This window comes from Pantoea phyllosphaerae (genome assembly GCF_051025595.1).
Classification (GTDB): domain Bacteria; phylum Pseudomonadota; class Gammaproteobacteria; order Enterobacterales; family Enterobacteriaceae; genus Pantoea.
Genome location: NZ_JBPFDE010000003.1, coordinates 279,023 through 297,487, shown reverse-complemented (window position 1 = coordinate 297,487; position 18,465 = coordinate 279,023). Strand labels below are relative to the sequence as shown.

The window sequence follows — 18,465 nt, the reverse complement described above, 5'->3', positions numbered from 1 at the left end:
CGGCATCCGGGACGGTTCGGCTTGCCGAAAACCCATGCCTGCCACCCCATCGCCAAAGACTCATTCACAGGAGGAGTTATGGCGATAATACACTATGGCAAAAGCGTCTTTGTAGGTAATGCCCGCACCCGCAGGCATCGGCGGCGCCAGCCGCTCAGTCGACTTAAGCTCAGCATCGATCAGGCGCTGGGTTGCGAACCCGAAAATCCCCCGTTACGTCACGCCGAGCGCATCGCACAGCGTCCTGTGACCTCGCGTGTTGAGCGGGCGATTGCCCCGACGCCCGTTAACCGTTCTGAGACCGCCAGCTTCGATAACTGCTGTTTGCCGCATGTGCATCTCTATGCCGTGCGCTAAATCTGCTCTCTATCCGCCTGTACCGCTGTATCTCATCTTTTCTCCCGTTTTACCTGGACGGGAATTCTCCTCGTACTGTTTAGTCCTGCTGCTGCTTTCACCGGCAGTTTTGCTGGGGTTATTCCTGGCACTGATCAGTGCGATTTAACTGTTGTTGTCGCATGGAGAACATCTTTCCATGCCCGGAAATGAGGAATGGTCATGAGCCAGATTATTGAGATTCTCAATTTTGAAGAGGGTTACGTCGAAGCGCCTTACCTCGACACGCAGGGCTTCCCTACCGTGGCGGGGGGCATACGTATCGGCCCGAAAGGCGCGTCGCTCAATAACTATGTGTTTCGCGTGCCGCGCCAGGTCGGCGACGTCTGGAAGAAGTGCATTATCGAGGGCAAAGCCCAACAGATGCAGGGCGCGCCGCTGCTGAAGCAGGCGCTGGCGAAGTGCAACGACGCGCGCAGCGATGTGCTTTACAGCATGGCCTATCAGCTCGGCGTCGACGGACTCGCCCTGTTTAAAAACATGCTGACCGCCGTGGCGGCCGAGGATTACGACAGCGCGGCCAACGCCATGCTTAACAGCCTGTGGGCGCGCCAGACGCCGGGACGCGCCCGTCGTCATGCCGAAGTGATGCGCAGCGGCACCTACGACGTCTACAGGGGGCTGCTATGAGATGGCTCTTTTTTATCATCGCCGTGCTGATGGTGGTAATCGTGCTGCTGATTATGCAGCGCTTTACCACGCTGGAGTTCGTGACGCATGCGCGCCTGCTGTTTAAAACCTGGTCGGTCTGGCTGGCGTCGCTCGGGTCAATGCTCAGCGCCTGGGTGCAATCTTTCCCCGCCGCCTCGGTGGATGCCTGGAACACCCTGCCGGAAGACGTGAAAGCCATTCTGCCCCACAACTACCTCGGCCTGATCGGCGCCTTTATGGTGGCGATGGGCGTGATCGCGCAGTTTGTGCGGCAGAAAAATCTGGTGCAGCAGAAGCAGCAGCTGGAGGCGAAAAAATCATGAGTCTGTTTACCGCACTGCTTAGCGGCGGCTGGCACTGGCTCGCCGTCATCGGCGCGCTGATCGCCGCGCTGGGCGCCAGCTACTTCGGCGGCAAAAAGATCGGCAAGGTGCAGCAGCAGGCCGAAGCCGATACGAAGAGCGCGCAGAAAGAGGCGGCACAAACTGCCGCCGTCGCGAAACAGCAACAACAGCATCGCGAGGAGGCGACCCGTGTTAGCACCGAGAACAGCAATCTTGATGACGCTGCTGCTCGCGACAAGCTGCAGCAGTCGAAATACAACAAGCCCTGAGCCCACGGCCATTACCGATTCGGCCTGCGTGCTTTTTTCCCCGATTTACACCCACGGCGACGATGCGCAGCGTATGGACGTTCGCACCGTTCGCGCCATCAATACCCACAACGACATGTGGGATCGGCTTTGCGGCCATCCGGCCAAACCCTGATTAACGACGTGCTTTAGTACCCAAAAATCCTGAGGAGGATACCATGATCGAAGTGAACTCATATGCTGAACTGCGTACCACCAAACCTGCAGCCTCAGGCCAGGTCGCCAGCCTGAACCGCTACTACGACAAGGATTCCACCTTCCGTGGCGGCGGCGATTTTGTCGGCTATCTCGGCACCACCACGCTGAAAGATGACGGCGGCACCATTGCGGTTGGCGACGGTTTCTATTGGAAGCGCACCATCAACGATCCCACCGAGCTGAACGTACTGCACTTCGGGGCGAAAGGGGACGGCTACGCCGACGATACCGAAGCCTTTATGCGCATGTACAACTGGACCAAGGCCTGGAACGCCAACTGCGTCGCGATACCCGTGCGTTTTCCCGGCGGGAAATTCCTGATCAAGCCGATCGATCTCAGCGCCGCGGAATCGACCTTCTTTGGTCTGCTCGGTGATGATACGCCGCTGGGCTCGCTGCCGCGCACCACCATCATCTCCGATAAAAGCAATACGCCGGTGTTTAAGGTAAAAGCGCGCCGCACGGTGATCACAGGGATGGCGTGGAACGGCCAGGCGAGCGCCGATACGGTGAAAAATACCGGCACCATCACCCCCGACCTGGTGAGCAACAATCAGCCGTTCTTCGAGAACACCTGTATCGAGGGTGAAACGGTGAATATTCACTGCTTCCGCGCGCAGAATACCGGCGGCACGGTGTTCAAACTGCTGGATACGCTCGACAGTAAGTTCGACCAGATCTATACCCTCTACACCTATTCGCGCGTGTTTGATGTAGGCTGGTCAAACTCACCGCGCGGCGTCTGGGATCACTCAACGGCGATCGAGCTGAGCAACGCCAACTTCCAGACCGGCTATGGCGACGCCACGCTCTATATGCCGCGCGTCACTCAGGGGATTATGCGCAACGTCTGGATTGAACATACGCGCAACCCGGGCGATCTCTCCGACGGCGGCTGGACCATCGACACGCTGAACATTGAGGATTGCGGCAGCCCGTTCAATCTGAACAATGCGCGCGTGGTGATGCGTCAGATCGGCCTGCAGTCCGGGGCGAGGATCTCTCAGGACGCCGCCAGCGGCCGCTGGCTCTCTACCTTCGAGTATGGTTATCGCCGTGATGAAAACCACGGCACCTTTATGACCGGCTCGCTGCGGGTAGGGTACTTCAGCGGTTATAAGGTCACCAACAATACCGCTACCGATAACTGGTATCGCCTCGGTCAGTTCTTTTTCCCCAACGCTAACCAGCAGTGGGTTATCGAGATGATCGGCAAAGGCGACGCCACCTCGCCATCCACCACCGCCGCTTCGCCGGTGAATATGGTGGGCACCGGTAAAACCATCATTAACCTGCAGCGGCTGGAAACCGTCTGGGCCGACGCCCACCATATGGGGCAGCCGGCGGTGCTGGATATCCGCTACAACCGCGTCGGCACCACCTACGCGGTGGTCTGGGTAAAGCTGGCGGCAAACAGTGGGGACACCATGTTCAACCTGAAATGTACCGGCCCGACGCGCTTCGATGCCGGTTCATGCTCGCTGTTCCAGTCTGATATGTCGATGGTAACGGATACCACCAAAATGGGGACGCTGAAGCCGGCAGCGCGCTTTGGCCTGCACAATGGAGTGGCGGGTATCGGCGCTAACGAGAAAGGCGTAGTCACGCTCGCGACGACCGCGGGTACGCCGACAAACAAAACCACGCCCTCGGGCTTTGTGCTGATCAATATCAATGGTACCGACCGCAAGGTTCCTTATTACGATTGATGAGAGGCACTTTTTGGCGAGGCTCCGGCCTCGCCTTTTTTTTTGTTTTTGGCCCGGTAAGCGCACAGGGAAAGGCGGCTGCCGTGCTCTTTTCGTTCTCAGATGACGAGAAAAGCAGCATCCGCGCGCGGCGGCTCTTGACGGAAGTGTCGCTTTTTTCTAACTTAATGCCCCGTAGTTCTCACCTCCATGCCGGTGTAGCTCAGTTGGTAGAGCAGCGCATTCGTAATGCGAAGGTCGCAGGTTCGACTCCTGTTTCCGGCACCAGTTGTTTCAAGACTGTCGCGCTAATCCCTCTCTTTTTCCATTTTGTGGAACAGATTTGGCACCGCAGCGGTTCCGTCAAATTTCCTCCAGACAACGCAAGTTCACCGGCTTGTTCTTATGGTTAGCTTAACTGTCATTCTCTTTGCAAACGCTTAACATTACGTGCCTGTGAAATGTGCTTAATATCAATTACATGGCATTGATCGGGCAAGGTGAGGTGATTTTTTGTTTGCTATTAAGTAGCGCGCTATATACATTCCCCTCATCCCGAATGTGCCGCAGTGCAGTAAAGGCGATGCATTTAAGTAGTGTGCGATTTAATAGCGATTAAACACAAGGAGTCCTCCCATGACCATTAAGCAGACCGTTTTAGCGCTGGCGCTGGCCGCCGCGTCCGCCAATAGCTTCGCCGACGCGCCGCAGCCGGAGCGCCACGTACAGACTTTTTTAAACGCGCTGAACAGCAGCGGCGGCAAACCTATTGAGCAGCTCTCGCCGCAGGCGGCGCGCGAGGTGCTGATCGGCGCGCAAAAGGGGGCGACGCTGCCTGAGGCTGAGGTGACGGAAAAAACCATTGAGGTGAACGGCCAGCCTTTAAAACTGAATATCGTTAAGCCCAAAGGGGCGCAGGGCACGCTGCCGGTGTTTATGTTCTTTCACGGCGGCGGCTGGGTATTAGGGGATTTTCAGACCCATGAACGCCTGGTGCGCGACCTGGTGGTAGCGTCGGGCGCCGCCGCGGTCTTCGTGAACTACACGCCGTCGCCGGAAGCGCACTATCCCGTTGCCATCAACCAGGCCTACGCCGCGACCCGCTGGGTGGCGGAGCACGGCGCCGAGATTGGCGTAGACGGCAAGCGCCTGGCGCTGGCGGGCAACAGCGTCGGCGGCAACATGGTGGCGGCGGTGGCGCTGCAGGCGAAGCAGCAGCATACCCCGGCGATTCGCTATGAGGTCATGCTGTGGCCGGTGACCGACGCGCGCTTCGATACCGGCTCCTATCAGCAGTTCCAGAAGGGCTATTTCCTGACGCGCAATATGATGAAATGGTTCTGGGATAACTACACCACCAAAGCTGGCGACCGTAACAATATTCTGGCGTCGCCGCTGCGCGCAACCCGCGAACAGCTGCAGGGACTGCCGCCTACCTTAATTCAGACCGCCGAGCTGGATGTGCTGCGCGATGAAGGCGAGGCCTTTGGCCGCAAGCTGGACGCGGCGGGCGTTGACGTCACGGTCACGCGCTATAACGGTCTGATCCACGACTACGGCCTGCTGAACGGGCTGAGCGACGTGCCGGCGGTGCGTAGTGCGCTGCGCCAGGCGGCCGATGGGCTGAAAACGTACCTGAACTGATGCTGCGCCAGGCGAAACGCCTGGCTTTTTTCCCTTTGCCGCAGCACAAAAAAAGTATGGCATTCGCCTCCTGCCAGGTTAAATTTGCAAAATCATACGGTTAATCTACTCACTACGGCAGGATACGGAGATGTTTGCAAAGCACTATGAGGTTGATGAAAAGCATATCGATTTCCAGGGCATCGTCGATGGCCTCTACTATCCGTTCTATATGGAATGGGCGCGCCATGCCTATATGCGTGAAGCGCTGGGCATCGACATTGAAGAGGAGTTCAAACAGGGACGCCTGTATATGGTGCTGGAATATTCGCTGCGCTTCCGTAAAAGCCTGCAAAAGGGCGACCGCCTGGAGGTGACCTGCGCGCTGGAGAAAAATGACAAGCGCAACCGGGTCAACTTCGTGCAGCAGATCAAGGTCGACGGCGTTATTTATGCTGAGGCGACCTTTGTCTGCACCTGTCTCAGCAACGGCAGGCCCAGCATGCCCGATGCGGTGATAAATGCGCTGAATGCGCTTTAACCTGGTGTATGAAGGGCGTAAGCCAGCCCTTCATCGCTTTGCGCGACGGTCGTGCCTGGTTTTCCTCTGCCCTGACGCCTCGCTCAATTCTTAGTTCAATCAGCAAAATTTACGCGATCTGCGTCACGTTAACAGCCTTAATTTTTCCCCTCTTTTTTCTCCGTTTTTTCACATCAGCATTGTTTAACCTGGCGCTATGCGCTGAAGATATATTGTTATTACCCTTAAGAGAGCATAATTAACCGCTGATAAATAGCGACGCTTTCGAGAAATAAAAATTATTAAGCGCGGCTAACAGGCTTTGGCATCGCATTTTGCGATGCCATGAAAGCACTACGCTTTTTATTTTTATCTACCAGGATAATTCCTAATGGATAAGCTTTTCCTGACGTCATCGAAGCGCGATTTTTATTCGAGGTGTTCCCGCCTTTTAATGGTTCCTGTTCTGAAAGGCCGTCGATGTCACAGATAAGCGTAATGCCTGCTTATCCATTAATTCTGATGGATAAGCAGAGCGCCTGTGCGGAAATTCCGGTTTAGCGCTCATCCCATTGACGCAATAAAAGCACCACGTAATATCTCTTCATTCAATCCTGATTTTTTCTGTAGTCGCACAATACTTATCCGGGAAAAAAACAAAAACGCTGACGTGAGCCCGGCACTAAAATTTTATTGCAGTTATTGCCGCGCTTTTTAGCGCGGAGGTAAAAACATGTCCAGAGGATCTATGGTGACGCTCAGCAACCCGTTAATTAGCGTAATTGTGCCGGTCTATAATGCCGAAAATTCGATTATTCGCTGCGTTGAAAGCGTGCTGGCGCAGTCGGTGCCGCACCTTGAGCTCATTCTGGTGGACGACGGGTCAACCGACAGCTCGCCGCTAATGCTGGAGAGCTGGAGCGACCATCCTCAGGTGCGCGTGATCACCCAGCAGAACGCCGGCGTTTCGGCGGCGCGTAATGCCGGTATTGCCGCCTCGCGCGGCACCTATTTGCGCTTCGTCGATGCAGATGACTTTCTGCCCGCCAATGCGCTAAGCCTCTGCCTGGCGCTGATGAATGAGGAGGTCGGCCTGATTGTCGGCGAGTCGCAGCACTTTACGCCACAGGGCGAGCCGATTGCGCGCGCCTTTCCGCCTGAGGCGCAGCGCGTGCTCAGCGCCAGCGACGCGGTCAACGATCTGCTCTATTTCCATCCGCGCCACGGTATCTGCGACAAACTCTTCAATGGCGAGCTGATCCGCGCGCATCAGCTGCGCTTTAACGAACAGATCGCCAATTTTGAGGATCTGCTGTTTGTGATGCAGTATCTTAGCCTGCTCAGCACGCAGCAGGTCATCTGCATCAACAGCGTGATTTATCACTACGTGGAGTCAGAGAACTCGGCGACGCGCTCCTCGGTGCGCGAAAAGCATTTCTCCTTCGCCCGTTCATTTAGCGAGATGCAGCGGCTGCTGTCGCGCAGCAACGATAAGTTTTTCTATTTTCTGCTGCTAAAAGTCTCTTCTGCCTATTTATATAAGGCTATCGCCTCCGGCGAATTTAACGCCGCTTTTATCAACGACCATATTCGGCGCTATCGCAAGGCCTTTAAAGCCTATCTCTCTTCCGGCGTCATCGTTAACGGCTGGAGTCTCTACTTCACGCTCTTTTTCTGCTCGCCGCGCCTGGTTTCGCAACTGCGCAAGCTGGCGCAAAGCGGGAGGCGCGAAGGATAACCATGAAAGATAAACTCAAAAACTCGATGTGGATGATCGCCGAAAAGATCATCGCGGTCTTCGGCCTGATTTTCGTCACCTCGTTTGTGGCGAAATATGTCGGCCCGACCACCTTCGGCATTATTTCCATTTCGCTGCTGGTGTTTCAGTTTTTGCAGACCGTGGCCTATATGGGCAGCGATGTTATCCTGCTAAAACGGCTGTCGCAGAATAAGGCCTCTGGCATCAGGCTGATGATCTCCGCCTCGGTGCTGATCGTCACGCTCTACCTGGCGCTGGCGTCGGTCGGGATGGCGATTATGCACGAAGAGATGAGCTCTCAGGCGCAGATCTTTATTATCGCCGCGGCCATCGCCTGCCTCTTTTCCGCCATCGACCTGGTGAACGTATTTAACGAGGCGATGCTGAATGCGAAGCTGAACGTTATCGCCAACGTTATCGGCTTAACCATCAGTTTGACGATACGCTTCGTTATCTCCAGCTGGGGGCTCGATCCCGCCTGGCTGGCGCTGCCGATCGTACTGGCGACCTTTATTCCCTTCGTGATTAAGCTGGTGCTATTCCGCCGCTACGAAGGCGCGATGCACAGGCCCAACCGTAAACAGCTGAAAGCCTATTCGCGCTATATGCTGGCCTCAGGCGGCACGCTGATCTTCTCGGTGATCGCCGTGGCGCTCTATACGCGCCTTAACCAGTTCAGCGTCAGCTATTTTCTCGGCGTAAAAGAGGCGGGCGTCTTTTCCGTGGCCTTAACCCTCTCCGGCGCCTGGGTCTTTTTGCCCAATGCGCTGCTGGCTTCCTTCTATCCGGCCTTTTTCTCAGAGCGCGATCCGAAACGCGCCATCATTAAAATCCAGCAGCTGCATCTGCTGGTGGTGGGCGTTTCGGCACTGGTCATTGCTGCCGTCGCGCTGCTGGCGCCGCCCTTTATTCACTACTTTTACGGCCCGGCCTATCAGGACGCGGTCGCGCCCACGGTCTGGCTCTGCCTGGGGGCAATGTTCGGCCTGCTGAGCAGCGTCATGGATCGCTTTATTATCAAATACAACGGCTACGCCTATCTGGTGAAAAAAACGTTTTTTGTACTGCTGATTTGCCTGGTTTCTTCCGTCGTGCTGGTACCGCTCTATGGGCTCACCGGCGCGGCCTTTAGCGTGATTTTGACCGAGCTGCTCTCTTTTACGCTGTTGAATTACTTTTTTGCCGCTCAACCGATGTTCACTATTCATCGCTCTTTTTTCAGTCCAAAAAAAATATGGTTTTTATTAAACGACGCCAAGACCCTCAGATAGTTAAGAGGAATGAAAAATGATTCCAGCACCAAAGTTCAGCATTATTATTCCCGCGTGGAATGCGCAAAAAACATTGAGAAGAACCTTGATCAGTGTGCTGCAGCAAACCTGCGATGATTATGAAGTGATCGTGGTTAATGACGGCAGCACCGACGGCACCGCCGCGCTGTTGGAGGAGTTTAGCTACCAACCGACCATCCGCGTTATCAACCAGCCAAACGGCGGCGTCAGCGCGGCGCGCAATCGCGCGCTGAAGCAGGCGCAAGGGGATTTTATTATTTTCCTCGATGCTGATGACTGGGTGGAAGAGACGTTTCTCGCCAGCTTTCAGCAGTCGCTGGATAGCAGCCACGGCCGGCCGGTCGATCTTATCGTCGGCAACCTGGTGGATGACCGCATCGGCAGTATTCGCAAATATGGCTATTTTACGATGCAGGAGATGCCTTATCTGCTGGGCGAGCTGGAGATGAGCGACAATATCGGCTATCTGCACAACAAGTGCTACAGCCGACGGGTGATTGAGGTGAACAATCTCTATTTCCTTGAGGGGATCTCCATGAGCGAGGATCTGCTGTTCAACCTCAAATATTTCTACAACATCAGCAACTGTCTGGTCATCGACAGCGCCGCCTATCACTATGAAAACGTGATGGATTCGCTGTCAAAAAAGCGCGTGCAGTACAATGAGCTTAAGGCGCGTAAGCAGTTTCTGACCGGGCTTTACGACACCATCATGAGTAAATATACGCATCGCGATCTCGACCACTTTCTCAAAGGGGTGTCGAAACGGGTGCTGGCGCTGGATATGCAGATTGTGACATCCATGTATTACGATTCCTTTACGCACAACGAAATCTCGCGCGAAATAAACGAGATCAAGCGCGGCAAATATTCGAAAGGAATTTTTATTCTGCTGAACCGCAATGAAAAGCTGAAATATATCATTATGAATTTCAACAGCTTTGCGGCTTACTACTGCCTTTACGCCCTGTATAAGGCGCGTGCATTTTAATGGATGTATTTCATCCGCTACACATCACCAGGTTTGACGTTTCTGTGGTTTAGCCGCGTTAATCACATCGGACGACCTTTTCAGGTCGCCCGATGCTGAACGGCTGATTACGCCGGGCGCAGCGCGCCGGTTTTAAACACGCTCATCGCCTGCGCCATGCGCTCTGCCTGATCCTGCAGCGCCTGCGACGCGGCGGAGGCTTCCTGTACCAGCGCGGCGTTCTGCTGCGTTACCGCTTCCATCTGGGTAATCGCCATATTGATTTCGCTGATGCCGGTGCTCTGCTCGCTGCTGGCAATGGTGATTTCACTCATAATACCGGCCACGCTCTTCACGCTGTTGACCACCTCGCCGATGGTTGATCCGGCATGGGAAACCAGCTTGCTGCCTTCCTCTACTTTGGCCACCGAATCTTCAATCAGCAGCTTGATCTCTTTTGCCGCTGACGCCGAGCGCTGCGCCAGATTGCGCACTTCGCTCGCCACCACGGCGAAGCCGCGTCCCTGTTCGCCCGCGCGCGCCGCTTCGACGGCGGCGTTAAGCGAAAGAATGTTGGTCTGGAAGGCGATAGAGTCGATGACGCTGATGATATCGACGATTTTTTTGGACGAGAGCGCAATCGCCTCCATCTTCTCAATCACCTGTTCCATCACCACGCCGCCTTCGCGCGCGACCGCTGAGGTGCTCGCCACCAGCTGATTGGCTTCGCGCGCGTTGTCGGCGTTGTGCTTCACGGTTGAGGTCATCTGCTCCATTGCCGAGGCGGTCTCCTCCAGCGAGCTGGCCTGCTGCTCGGTGCGGGTGGAGAGGTCCAGGTTACCGCTGGAGATCTGATTCGAGGCGACGGCGATGGTGTCGGAGCCGGTGCGCACTTCGGTCACAATGCTCAGCAGGTTGTCGTTCATCTGCTGCAGCGCGCGCATCAGCACGCCGGTTTCGTCGCGGCTGTGGATGGTGATTTTCGAGCCCAGATCGCCGGCGGCGACGCGTTCGGCGACGCCGACCGCTTCGGTCAACGGACGCACGATGGAGCGCGTCAGATAGACGCCCAGCAGGATGGAGGCGATAATCGCCAGCGCGGCGCACACCAGCGTAATCATAATTGCCGTGCTGGCGGCGCTGACAATGCTCTGGCCTTCGCCACGCAGCTGTGAATCCTGCGAGTTGGCGAATTTCTCCGCGCCCTCAAGGAAGGCATTCTGGCTTGGCGTCATGGTTTTCAGCGCGTAGACGCCGGCCCCTTCAAAATCGCCAGCTTTGACCAGCGCAATCAGCGCGTTTTTCGCCGTTTCAAACTGCTGGCCCGCCTCGATCAGCCCCTGTATTTTCTTTTTGCCGACGGCAGTGACCTGGATGGCGGCGATGCGGTTCATCGCGGTGTTGGTGCGCTGGGTCGCTTCATCCAGCTGGCCGTAACGCTTGATGTTCCGGTCAGGATGCGCAGTGTCGATCACCAGACCACGCAGGTATTTAATCTGATCGTTGACGCCGTCGCGCACGTCGAAGGCGAGGCGCACTTTGACATAGCGGTCATCGACGATAGCGGAAATGCCGCTGTTGATGCTCTGAATTTTGCTGACGGTCGTCACGCCGATGATCACCATCAGCGCCACCACAATGCCGAAGGCGACGCCGAGCCGGACGCCGACCTTCATATTTTTTAGACTCCACATCTCTGTTCTCCCGCGATTACATCGAATGTTGCTGCTGCAATAGTTAAGTTTTTTAACGCCTGTGCGTGACCAGCCCAGGCCGCCCAATAACGGTTAAAAATGAGAGCTGGCGCACAGGTTATCGGATGTTTCTGTTTTGACTTTAATTTTTTCCAGGCAATTTCTGCCTGCCTGAACGACGTAAGGGGGGAGCTGAACGGCAACCATAAGCTGCGAAGGCGGGACGCCAGCGGCACGCTACGATCAGATTAACCAGGCTAAGCAATTGAATAACGGCGGTTAGCGAGCAGATGAACAGGGCGGCAAGAGGAGAGGGCAACCGCGGAAGAAGAGGCGATAAGCGGGCAGCAGAAAAGGAACACGCGACGTTGCGTCGCGTGTTGCGGGCGCATCAGGGGGCTTTTTCCAGCACGCTGTGGATCACGGAGGAGAGTTCGTTGATTTCGAATTTAGCGACGTAGCCGTCGGCGCCGACTTTGCGCACGTGATCTTCGTTGGCGCTGCCGGAAAGCGAAGAGTGGATCACCACCGGAATGCGCTTCAGGCTCTCTTCACGCTTGATATTGCGCGTGAGGGTAAAGCCGTCCATCTCCGGCATTTCGAGATCGGTCAGCACCAGCGCGATTTTGTCGTGGATCGACTCGCCCGCCGCCTGCGCAGCGTCGTTCATCTCTTTGATCTTCAGCCAGGCTTCAAGCCCGGTGTTGTGCATCAGCGCCGGGATGCCCATGCTCTTCAGGCCCTGCTCCAGCAGCTGACGCGCCACTTTAGAATCTTCCGCCACGATGGCGACCGCGCCGGGCTTGAGTTTAAAGCTGCGTACGGTCTCCGGGGCTGGCTCGACGCCGCGTACCGACGGGATAACGTCATAGAGGATCTGCTCGACGTCGAGCACCATCGCCAGGCTGTTGCTGCCTTTATCGTCGTCGAGACAGGCGATGCTGGTGATATTGCGGCCGCCAATCCCTTTCTCGGCGGTATGTACCTGGCTCCAGTCGAGACGCACGATGTTATCTACCGACTCCACGGCGAAGGCCTGGGTGTTACGTGCATACTCGGTAACCAGCAGCAGGTTCAGGCCGGTTTCCGGCGTGCAGCCCGCGACCGCTGGCAGATCGATTACCGGGATAAACTGGCCGCGAATGTTGGTCATGCCCAGCAGCGGCGATCGCATGCCAGCCGCGCGGGTGATCGGCTGCATCGGCACGATCTCCCTCAGCTTAAAGACGTTAATGCCGAACAGCTCCGACTTACCCTTGGCCTGATCGGTGCCCAGACGGAACAGCAGCAGTTCAAAGCGATTTGATAACGCCAGATTTGCTCTTTCATCTATCTCTTTTTGAAAATTATCCATCGTTGCTCTGCCTTGCTGCCGCCTGTGACGCAGCCTGAGTGAATGATAAAAGCTTTATCGGCACGACTGGCTAAAAAATGAGAGGCAGATGCGCAAATTTGATCGCGCGCGCAGTTAGCCATACTTGTGCCAGGCTTAGTGGGTAACAACGGAAAAATTTCACTAAAGGAGCGCACCATGAAAAAAGTCATGACGTTTACGCTGCTGGCCCTGTTGAGTCTGCCAGCGCTGGCTGAGAAGGGCGGTTTTGAAGCGGGCGCGACCCCGCCGCCGCAGAAAAAACAGGATGCAGGCTATAAAGGGTCAGAGGATACCGGCCAGACCCATATCAATCAGATCCGCGATTTTCGTCAGGACGGTTACGTTACGCTTGAAGGTTATATTCTGAAGAAGCTGCAGGGCGATAACTACCAGTTCCGCGACAGCACTGGCACTATCACCATTATTGCGCCGGAGAAAACCTTCGGCGGCAAAACCTATAAAGCGGACGAGCAGGTGCGCGTCAGCGGCCGCGTCCACGGCAAAGGCGAGAAAACGGTACTGCACGTCACGCAGATCGACGAGCCGTAAGCGTCAGAACGGCGTTTAAGGCATGATGGTCGGCGCGGGCGAGATCGCGGCCCGCGTCCTTTCAGCGTGGATCTTAATCCTGCAGCAGAATCGCCCGCACGCTCTTACCCTTCATTTTCCCCTGCTTCAGCCTGACCAGCGCCGCTTTGGCTTCGCTGGCTGCCACGGCCACATAAGCGTGAGTCGGGGTAATATCGATTTTGCCGATCTGATCGGCGCGGAAGCCCGCGTCGCCGGTCAGTGCGCCGAGAATATCGCCCGGACGGATCTTCGCTTTGCGGCCACCGTCGATGCAGAGCGTCATCATGGCGGCCGGCAGCGGCTGGCGCGCGCCTTTTTTCAGCGTGCTCGCCGCCAGCCAGCGTAGCGGCTGCTGCAGAAAATCTTCCAGCGCATGGGCGCGCGCCATTTCGTCCGCCGCGACAAAGCTCACCGCGCTGCCCTGTTCGCCGGCGCGCCCGGTGCGGCCGATGCGGTGCACATGCACCTCAGGATCCCACGCCAGCTGATAGTTCACCACCATCGCCAGCGCTTTAATATCCAGGCCGCGCGCCGCCACGTCGGTTGCTACCAGTACGCGTCCGCTGCCGTTGGCGAAGCGGATCAGCACGCGTTCGCGATCGCGCTGCTCCAGATCGCCATGCAGCGCCAGCGCGCTGATATTCTGCTGATTGAGCGCGGCGGCGATATCGTCGCACTCGCGTTTGGTGTTGCAGAAGACCACGCACGAGGCTGGCTGACGCTGCGCCAGCAGCGCCTGCAGCAGCGGCAGCTTTTCGCTCTGGCTCGCTTCGATAAATTCCTGTTCAATGGCGGGCAGCTCGCTCACCTCTTCGGTGGCAACATGCAGCGCGTCGCGCTGAAAGCGCGCGCTAAGGGAGGCGATGCTCTCCGGCCAGGTCGCCGAGAAGAGCAGCGTCTGGCGGCTGGCGGGCGTAAGCGCAGCCACCGCCTCCATATCGTCGCGGAAGCCCATCTCCAGCATGCGATCCGCCTCGTCAAGGACCAGCGTATCGAGCTGGTCGAGCTTCAGCGTTTCGCGCTTCAGGTGATCGAGAATACGGCCTGGCGTGCCGACTACGATGTGGGGCGCATGCGCCAGCGAGTCGCGCTGTGCGCTGATGGGCTGGCCGCCACACAGGGTGAGGATCTTAATATTGCGGGTAAAGCGCGCCAGCTGACGCAGCACGTTGCTGACCTGATCCGCCAGCTCGCGCGTCGGGCAGAGCACCAGCGCCTGGGTAGCGTAGCGGCTGCTGTCGATATGCTGCAGCAGGCCAATGCCGAACGCCGCCGTTTTGCCGCTGCCGGTTTTGGCCTGCGCCCGCACGTCGCGCCGCGCCAGGATAGCGGGCAGCGTGGCGGCCTGAACAGGGGTCATCTCGGTGTAGCCCATGTCAGCCAGATTGGCGATCTGGCTGGCGGGAAGAGCGGTAAGGGTAGTAAATGCGGTCACGGGCGGCCTCGGCGGCAAAAGGTGGTCGAAAAATAGCGCGGCAAGTCTGGCAGAATGTGCGGCGCACGGCAACCGGCGAAAAGGATAACCTGCATAACTGCTTCGCTCCGCAGGCGTTTAGGAATAACCCGAAGATGGGTGAGAATGGATGTTATCTTCTAATGCTTTTTGCCAGCGGCAGGCTATTTGTGCATATCGTGTGGCATTTCAAGGCCAGTGAAAACTTTATAACTGCTCGGCCGAGCAAGTTAATTTCTTTTTGTATCAGACAATTCCCTTTTTTATACTCCAGCAAAAGAATTAATCATTAAATAAAGTCACCAATGCGGCCGATAAAATAATCACTGCAATTGCTTTATATTTAGCGCGCCATACTTTTATTACAACGACAGTTTGAGGGTTCTCCATTGAGTAATATTGCCCAGGGATCGCATGAAGAAGTGCTGAAAATTGTTGGCCGCGCAGTGCTTACGCTGCATGTCCACGGTGAAAGCTTATCTGCTGACAAGGTTGTCTCAATGATCGGCTGCTATGCCGAGAGCGCGGAGCAGCACCAGCAGCAGCTGTTTGCGCTGGCGGTGGAAATGATGACGGCCCAGAAATGGGCGAAGAGCGCCTGACGTCGTCGTCTCCGTTGAACCAAGCCTCCAGTCGGAGGCTTTTTTTATGCCTGTCGTTTGCTCAATTTACTTAATTGGTCCTACCAATCACCGCCTGCTTTTTAGCATCAGTCACAGAAGCGGAAAAATCACGCCCTGAAGGTTGTCTGTGGTTAACAAAAGATTAACCATCTGAACTCTTATTGACGCGCTGCGTGCCTTTGGTCCGACCAAAAAGGCGCGCCGTTTTAGGATGACGCCATGAGGGAATCGACATCGACAGCCGCAGAGCATCTTGTGGTGCGGCTGCGGCGCTATATCGAACAGCAAAAGCTGGCGCCGGGTATGAGGCTGCCCGCTGAACGCCAGCTTGCTGCTGAGCTGGGCGTATCGCGATCGTCGCTGCGCGAAGCGCTACAGCAGCTGATTAGCAGCGGCCTGCTGATCAGCCGTCGCGGCGGCGGTACCTGGCTGCGTCAGCCGCTGGCGCCCTGGGCGGAAGAGCGTATCGTCGCGCCGGTGCGCGCGCTGCTGCAGGACGACCCCGACTATCGCTACGATATTCTTGAAGCGCGCCACGCCATCGAGGCGAGCACCGCCTGGTATGCGGCGCAGCGCGCCACCGACGCGGATAAGGAGCGGCTGCGGCTCGCTTTTGACGCCACGCTGAAGCTGAAAGAGAGCGACGATCCTGACCTCGCCGCGCAGGCCGACGTGCGCTTTCACCTCGCTATTGCTGAAGCGTCGCACAATGTGGTGCTGCTGCAGACCATGCGCGGCTTCTTTGCGCTGCTGCAATCCTCGGTGCTGCAAAGCCGCCAGCGCCTGTACAGCCAGCCGCCGATTTTCGCCCGCCTCACCGAACAGCATCAGCGCCTGCTCGACGCCATCCTCGCCGGCGAGGCCGAGGCGGCGCGCCGGGCGGCGATGGATCACCTCGGCTTCGTCCACGCCACCCTGAAAAGCCTGCATGAAGATGAAGCGCGCCAGGCGCGCAGCACGCGTCTGCCAGGCAACGACACTTTCTAACTGCAAGGAAACTGACCTGTGATTATCTCCGCCGCTTCCGATTATCGCGCCGCCGCGCAGCGCATTCTGCCGCCGTTTCTTTTCCACTACATCGACGGGGGCGCCTATAACGAGCGCACGCTGCAGCGTAACGTCGAGGATTTGGCCGACGTGGCGCTGCGCCAGCGCGTGCTGAAGAATATGTCCGATCTCAGTCTGGAAACTCGCCTCTTTAACGAAACCCTGGCGATGCCGGTGGCGCTGGCGCCGGTCGGGCTTTGCGGCATGTACGCGCGCCGCGGCGAGGTGCAGGCGGCGCGCGCCGCGGCGCTGAAAGGCATTCCTTTTACCCTGTCGACGGTCTCGGTCTGTCCGATCGAGGAGGTGGCGCCCGCCATCAACCGCCCGATGTGGTTCCAGCTCTACGTGCTGCGCGACCGCGGCTTTATGCGCAACGCGCTGGAGCGCGCCAAAGCCGCCGGCTGCTCGACGCTGGTGTTTACCGTGGATATGCCGACGCCCGGCGCGCGCTATCGCGATGCGCACTCCGGCATGAGCGGGCAGCACGCCGCGCTGCGCCGCTACTGGCAGGCGGCGACGCACCCGCAGTGGGCGTGGGACGTCGGCCTGCACGGCCGTCCGCACGATCTCGGCAATATTTCGACCTATCTCGGTAAGCCGACCGGGCTGGAGGATTATATCGGCTGGCTGGCCAATAACTTCGACCCCTCTATTTCCTGGCGCGATCTGGAGTGGATCCGCGAATTCTGGGACGGCCCGATGGTGATCAAAGGCATTCTCGATCCTGAAGACGCGCGCGATGCCGTGCGGTTCGGCGCGGACGGCATCGTGGTGTCAAACCACGGCGGCCGCCAGCTGGACGGCGTGCTCTCTTCGGCGCGCGCGCTGCCTGCTATCGCCGACGCGGTGAAGGGCGATATCACTATTCTTGCCGACAGCGGCATCCGCAACGGGCTGGACGTGGTGCGCATGATCGCGCTCGGTGCCGACAGCGTGCTGCTGGGGCGCGCCTGGCTTTACGCGCTGGCGACGCACGGCCAGCGCGGCGTGGAAAACCTGCTTTCGCTGGTGGAGAAAGAGATGCGCGTGGCGATGACCCTGACCGGGGCGAAATCGATCGCCGGGATCACGCGCGACGCCCTGGTGGATGCCGGCGCGGCGCTCACTCACGCAGCCGTCGCGCCGCGTCCGCGTGCCGTTAGCTGAAGCTTGTCTATACTTACTCACTCTTCATCAACAGGAGGAATGACATGACTATTCACAAGAAAGGATCGGCGCACTGGGAAGGCGATATTAAAGGCAAAGGCACCATCAGCACCGAAAGCGGCGTGCTGAGTCAGACGCCTTACGGTTTCAACACCCGCTTCGAAGGGGAGAAGGGCACCAACCCGGAAGAGCTGATCGGCGCGGCGCACGCCGCCTGTTTCTCCATGGCGCTGTCGCTGATGCTGGGCAATGCTGGCCATAAGCCGCAGAGCATCGATACCACGGCTGACGTCTCGCTGGATAAAAAAGGCGAAGGCTTCGCCATCACTAAAGTGGCGCTGAACAGCACCATCAGCTTGCCGGGCATCGACAGCGCGGCGTTTGATGAAATTATCCAAAAGGCGAAAGCGGGCTGCCCGGTCTCGCAGGTGCTGAATGCTGAGATAACCCTCGATTATACCCTGAATAATTGATCCAGCAGGTCGCCCTCAATCGGCGACCGCGCTATGCTGACTGACTCAGGTTCTGATGAACCGCAATGGATGCGCCCTGGGGCGCATCTTTTCTTTTTGCGGAAGGAGAAGAGGCGTGGCGAAATATCTGCCGGCAAAAAAACACTGGAAAATGGTGCTGGTGCTGCTCTCTATTTGCGGCGGGTTAATGCTGATCCGCTGGGCGGCGATGATATGGGCCTGAAGGCGTGGATCTGCCGTCACAGGTTGGGCATATTAGTGATGATAGTGCTGGCGCTGGAGCTGATTCACTTTCTGTTGACCTCATCCTGGCTGCCCTGGGTCTCCCGCTAAGT

General features: G+C 57.3%; 19 protein-coding genes, 1 tRNA gene and 1 pseudogene. 18 read left to right on the top strand and 3 right to left on the bottom strand.

The window, feature by feature from the left end; translation table 11 throughout:
* Positions 1-78: 78 nt before the first annotated feature.
* The 12 genes from ACR6A7_RS06875 (at position 79) to ACR6A7_RS06820 (ending at position 9,770) form a co-directional block, all read left to right on the top strand.
* Entirely contained in the window at positions 79-357 is a 279-nt protein-coding gene (locus ACR6A7_RS06875; RefSeq protein ID WP_033752796.1) for a transcriptional antitermination N peptide, read from the top strand.
* A gap of 201 nt (positions 358-558) precedes the next feature.
* Positions 559-1,026: a lysozyme family protein gene (locus tag ACR6A7_RS06870; protein ID WP_434124095.1), complete on the top strand. Its 468-nt coding sequence runs from the start codon at positions 559-561 to the stop codon at positions 1,024-1,026.
* The gene (locus tag ACR6A7_RS06865; RefSeq protein ID WP_434124094.1) at positions 1,023-1,370 is read left to right on the top strand and encodes a DUF7940 domain-containing protein; all 348 of its coding nucleotides are present in this window, start codon (positions 1,023-1,025) and stop codon (positions 1,368-1,370) included. Before ACR6A7_RS06870 ends, ACR6A7_RS06865 begins: the two co-directional genes overlap by 4 nt.
* A complete protein-coding gene (locus ACR6A7_RS06860) occupies positions 1,367-1,660 on the top strand; it encodes a hypothetical protein (RefSeq protein WP_434124093.1) in 294 nt (97 codons plus the stop codon). Before ACR6A7_RS06865 ends, ACR6A7_RS06860 begins: the two co-directional genes overlap by 4 nt.
* A gap of 28 nt (positions 1,661-1,688) precedes the next feature.
* Positions 1,689-1,814, top strand: a complete 126-nt coding sequence (locus ACR6A7_RS06855; RefSeq protein ID WP_275043380.1) for a hypothetical protein — start codon at positions 1,689-1,691, stop codon at positions 1,812-1,814.
* A gap of 43 nt (positions 1,815-1,857) precedes the next feature.
* Entirely contained in the window at positions 1,858-3,606 is a 1,749-nt protein-coding gene (locus tag ACR6A7_RS06850) for a putative phage tail protein (RefSeq protein ID WP_434124092.1), read from the top strand.
* A gap of 191 nt (positions 3,607-3,797) precedes the next feature.
* Positions 3,798-3,873, top strand: a tRNA-Thr gene (locus ACR6A7_RS06845).
* 348 nt (positions 3,874-4,221) lie between these two features.
* Positions 4,222-5,229 (top strand): alpha/beta hydrolase, encoded by a 1,008-nt coding sequence (locus ACR6A7_RS06840; RefSeq protein ID WP_434124090.1) that lies wholly within the window; start codon positions 4,222-4,224, stop codon positions 5,227-5,229.
* Between the two features lie 130 nt (positions 5,230-5,359).
* Entirely contained in the window at positions 5,360-5,749 is a 390-nt protein-coding gene (locus tag ACR6A7_RS06835) for an acyl-CoA thioesterase (protein ID WP_434124089.1), read from the top strand.
* Between the two features lie 712 nt (positions 5,750-6,461).
* Entirely contained in the window at positions 6,462-7,466 is a 1,005-nt protein-coding gene (locus tag ACR6A7_RS06830; protein WP_434124088.1) for a glycosyltransferase family 2 protein, read from the top strand.
* A 2-nt stretch (positions 7,467-7,468) separates the two neighbouring features.
* Positions 7,469-8,758 (top strand): oligosaccharide flippase family protein, encoded by a 1,290-nt coding sequence (locus ACR6A7_RS06825; RefSeq protein WP_434124087.1) that lies wholly within the window; start codon positions 7,469-7,471, stop codon positions 8,756-8,758.
* A 16-nt stretch (positions 8,759-8,774) separates the two neighbouring features.
* Positions 8,775-9,770: a glycosyltransferase family 2 protein gene (locus ACR6A7_RS06820; protein ID WP_434124086.1), complete on the top strand. Its 996-nt coding sequence runs from the start codon at positions 8,775-8,777 to the stop codon at positions 9,768-9,770.
* Positions 9,771-9,877: 107 nt separating this feature from the next.
* On the opposite strand, the gene ACR6A7_RS06815 is transcribed toward ACR6A7_RS06820, so the two are convergent.
* Positions 9,878-11,443, bottom strand: a complete 1,566-nt coding sequence (locus ACR6A7_RS06815; RefSeq protein ID WP_434124085.1) for a methyl-accepting chemotaxis protein — start codon at positions 11,441-11,443, stop codon at positions 9,878-9,880.
* Between the two features lie 391 nt (positions 11,444-11,834).
* Positions 11,835-12,797 (bottom strand): chemotaxis protein, encoded by a 963-nt coding sequence (locus tag ACR6A7_RS06810; RefSeq protein WP_434124084.1) that lies wholly within the window; start codon positions 12,795-12,797, stop codon positions 11,835-11,837.
* 177 nt (positions 12,798-12,974) lie between these two features.
* On the opposite strand from ACR6A7_RS06810, the gene ACR6A7_RS06805 reads away from it, so the two are divergent.
* On the top strand, positions 12,975-13,367 hold the full coding sequence (locus tag ACR6A7_RS06805; RefSeq protein ID WP_434124082.1) for a YgiW/YdeI family stress tolerance OB fold protein: 393 nt from the start codon (positions 12,975-12,977) through the stop codon (positions 13,365-13,367).
* 73 nt (positions 13,368-13,440) lie between these two features.
* Here ACR6A7_RS06805 and dbpA read toward each other — a convergent pair whose 3' ends face one another.
* On the bottom strand, positions 13,441-14,823 hold the full coding sequence (dbpA, locus tag ACR6A7_RS06800) for an ATP-dependent RNA helicase DbpA (RefSeq protein WP_434124081.1): 1,383 nt from the start codon (positions 14,821-14,823) through the stop codon (positions 13,441-13,443).
* 407 nt (positions 14,824-15,230) lie between these two features.
* Here dbpA and ACR6A7_RS06795 point away from each other — a divergent pair, with 407 nt between their 5' ends.
* The 5 genes and pseudogenes from ACR6A7_RS06795 to ACR6A7_RS06775 all read left to right on the top strand — a co-directional run bounded on the left by ACR6A7_RS06795 (position 15,231) and on the right by ACR6A7_RS06775 (position 18,463).
* A complete protein-coding gene (locus tag ACR6A7_RS06795; protein WP_434124080.1) occupies positions 15,231-15,443 on the top strand; it encodes a hypothetical protein in 213 nt (70 codons plus the stop codon).
* A 240-nt stretch (positions 15,444-15,683) separates the two neighbouring features.
* A pseudogene (gene lldR, locus ACR6A7_RS06790) lies at positions 15,684-16,473 on the top strand (transcriptional regulator LldR).
* Complete coding sequence (lldD, locus tag ACR6A7_RS06785) at positions 16,470-17,657, top strand: FMN-dependent L-lactate dehydrogenase LldD (protein ID WP_434124079.1); 1,188 nt, start codon at positions 16,470-16,472, stop codon at positions 17,655-17,657. Before lldR ends, lldD begins: the two are co-directional and overlap by 4 nt.
* Positions 17,658-17,701: 44 nt before the next feature.
* Complete coding sequence (locus ACR6A7_RS06780) at positions 17,702-18,130, top strand: OsmC family protein (RefSeq protein ID WP_033752779.1); 429 nt, start codon at positions 17,702-17,704, stop codon at positions 18,128-18,130.
* A gap of 33 nt (positions 18,131-18,163) precedes the next feature.
* Complete coding sequence (locus tag ACR6A7_RS06775; protein ID WP_434124078.1) at positions 18,164-18,463, top strand: hypothetical protein; 300 nt, start codon at positions 18,164-18,166, stop codon at positions 18,461-18,463.
* Positions 18,464-18,465 lie beyond the last annotated feature (2 nt).

Excerpts from the sequence above, each read along its gene's own strand:
- ACR6A7_RS06875 (WP_033752796.1), top strand. The coding sequence starts at position 79 with ATGGCGATAATACACTATGGCAAAAGCGTCTTTGTAGGTAATGCCCGC.
- ACR6A7_RS06870 (WP_434124095.1), top strand. The coding sequence starts at position 559 with ATGAGCCAGATTATTGAGATTCTCAATTTTGAAGAGGGTTACGTCGAA.
- ACR6A7_RS06865 (WP_434124094.1), top strand. The coding sequence starts at position 1,023 with ATGAGATGGCTCTTTTTTATCATCGCCGTGCTGATGGTGGTAATCGTG.
- ACR6A7_RS06860 (WP_434124093.1), top strand. The coding sequence starts at position 1,367 with ATGAGTCTGTTTACCGCACTGCTTAGCGGCGGCTGGCACTGGCTCGCC.
- ACR6A7_RS06850 (WP_434124092.1), top strand. The coding sequence starts at position 1,858 with ATGATCGAAGTGAACTCATATGCTGAACTGCGTACCACCAAACCTGCA.
- ACR6A7_RS06840 (WP_434124090.1), top strand. The coding sequence starts at position 4,222 with ATGACCATTAAGCAGACCGTTTTAGCGCTGGCGCTGGCCGCCGCGTCC.
- ACR6A7_RS06835 (WP_434124089.1), top strand. The coding sequence starts at position 5,360 with ATGTTTGCAAAGCACTATGAGGTTGATGAAAAGCATATCGATTTCCAG.
- ACR6A7_RS06830 (WP_434124088.1), top strand. The coding sequence starts at position 6,462 with ATGTCCAGAGGATCTATGGTGACGCTCAGCAACCCGTTAATTAGCGTA.
- ACR6A7_RS06825 (WP_434124087.1), top strand. The coding sequence starts at position 7,469 with ATGAAAGATAAACTCAAAAACTCGATGTGGATGATCGCCGAAAAGATC.
- ACR6A7_RS06820 (WP_434124086.1), top strand. The coding sequence starts at position 8,775 with ATGATTCCAGCACCAAAGTTCAGCATTATTATTCCCGCGTGGAATGCG.
- ACR6A7_RS06815 (WP_434124085.1), bottom strand. The coding sequence starts at position 11,443 with ATGTGGAGTCTAAAAAATATGAAGGTCGGCGTCCGGCTCGGCGTCGCC.
- ACR6A7_RS06810 (WP_434124084.1), bottom strand. The coding sequence starts at position 12,797 with ATGGATAATTTTCAAAAAGAGATAGATGAAAGAGCAAATCTGGCGTTA.
- ACR6A7_RS06805 (WP_434124082.1), top strand. The coding sequence starts at position 12,975 with ATGAAAAAAGTCATGACGTTTACGCTGCTGGCCCTGTTGAGTCTGCCA.
- ACR6A7_RS06780 (WP_033752779.1), top strand. The coding sequence starts at position 17,702 with ATGACTATTCACAAGAAAGGATCGGCGCACTGGGAAGGCGATATTAAA.
- ACR6A7_RS06775 (WP_434124078.1), top strand. The coding sequence starts at position 18,164 with ATGCTGACTGACTCAGGTTCTGATGAACCGCAATGGATGCGCCCTGGG.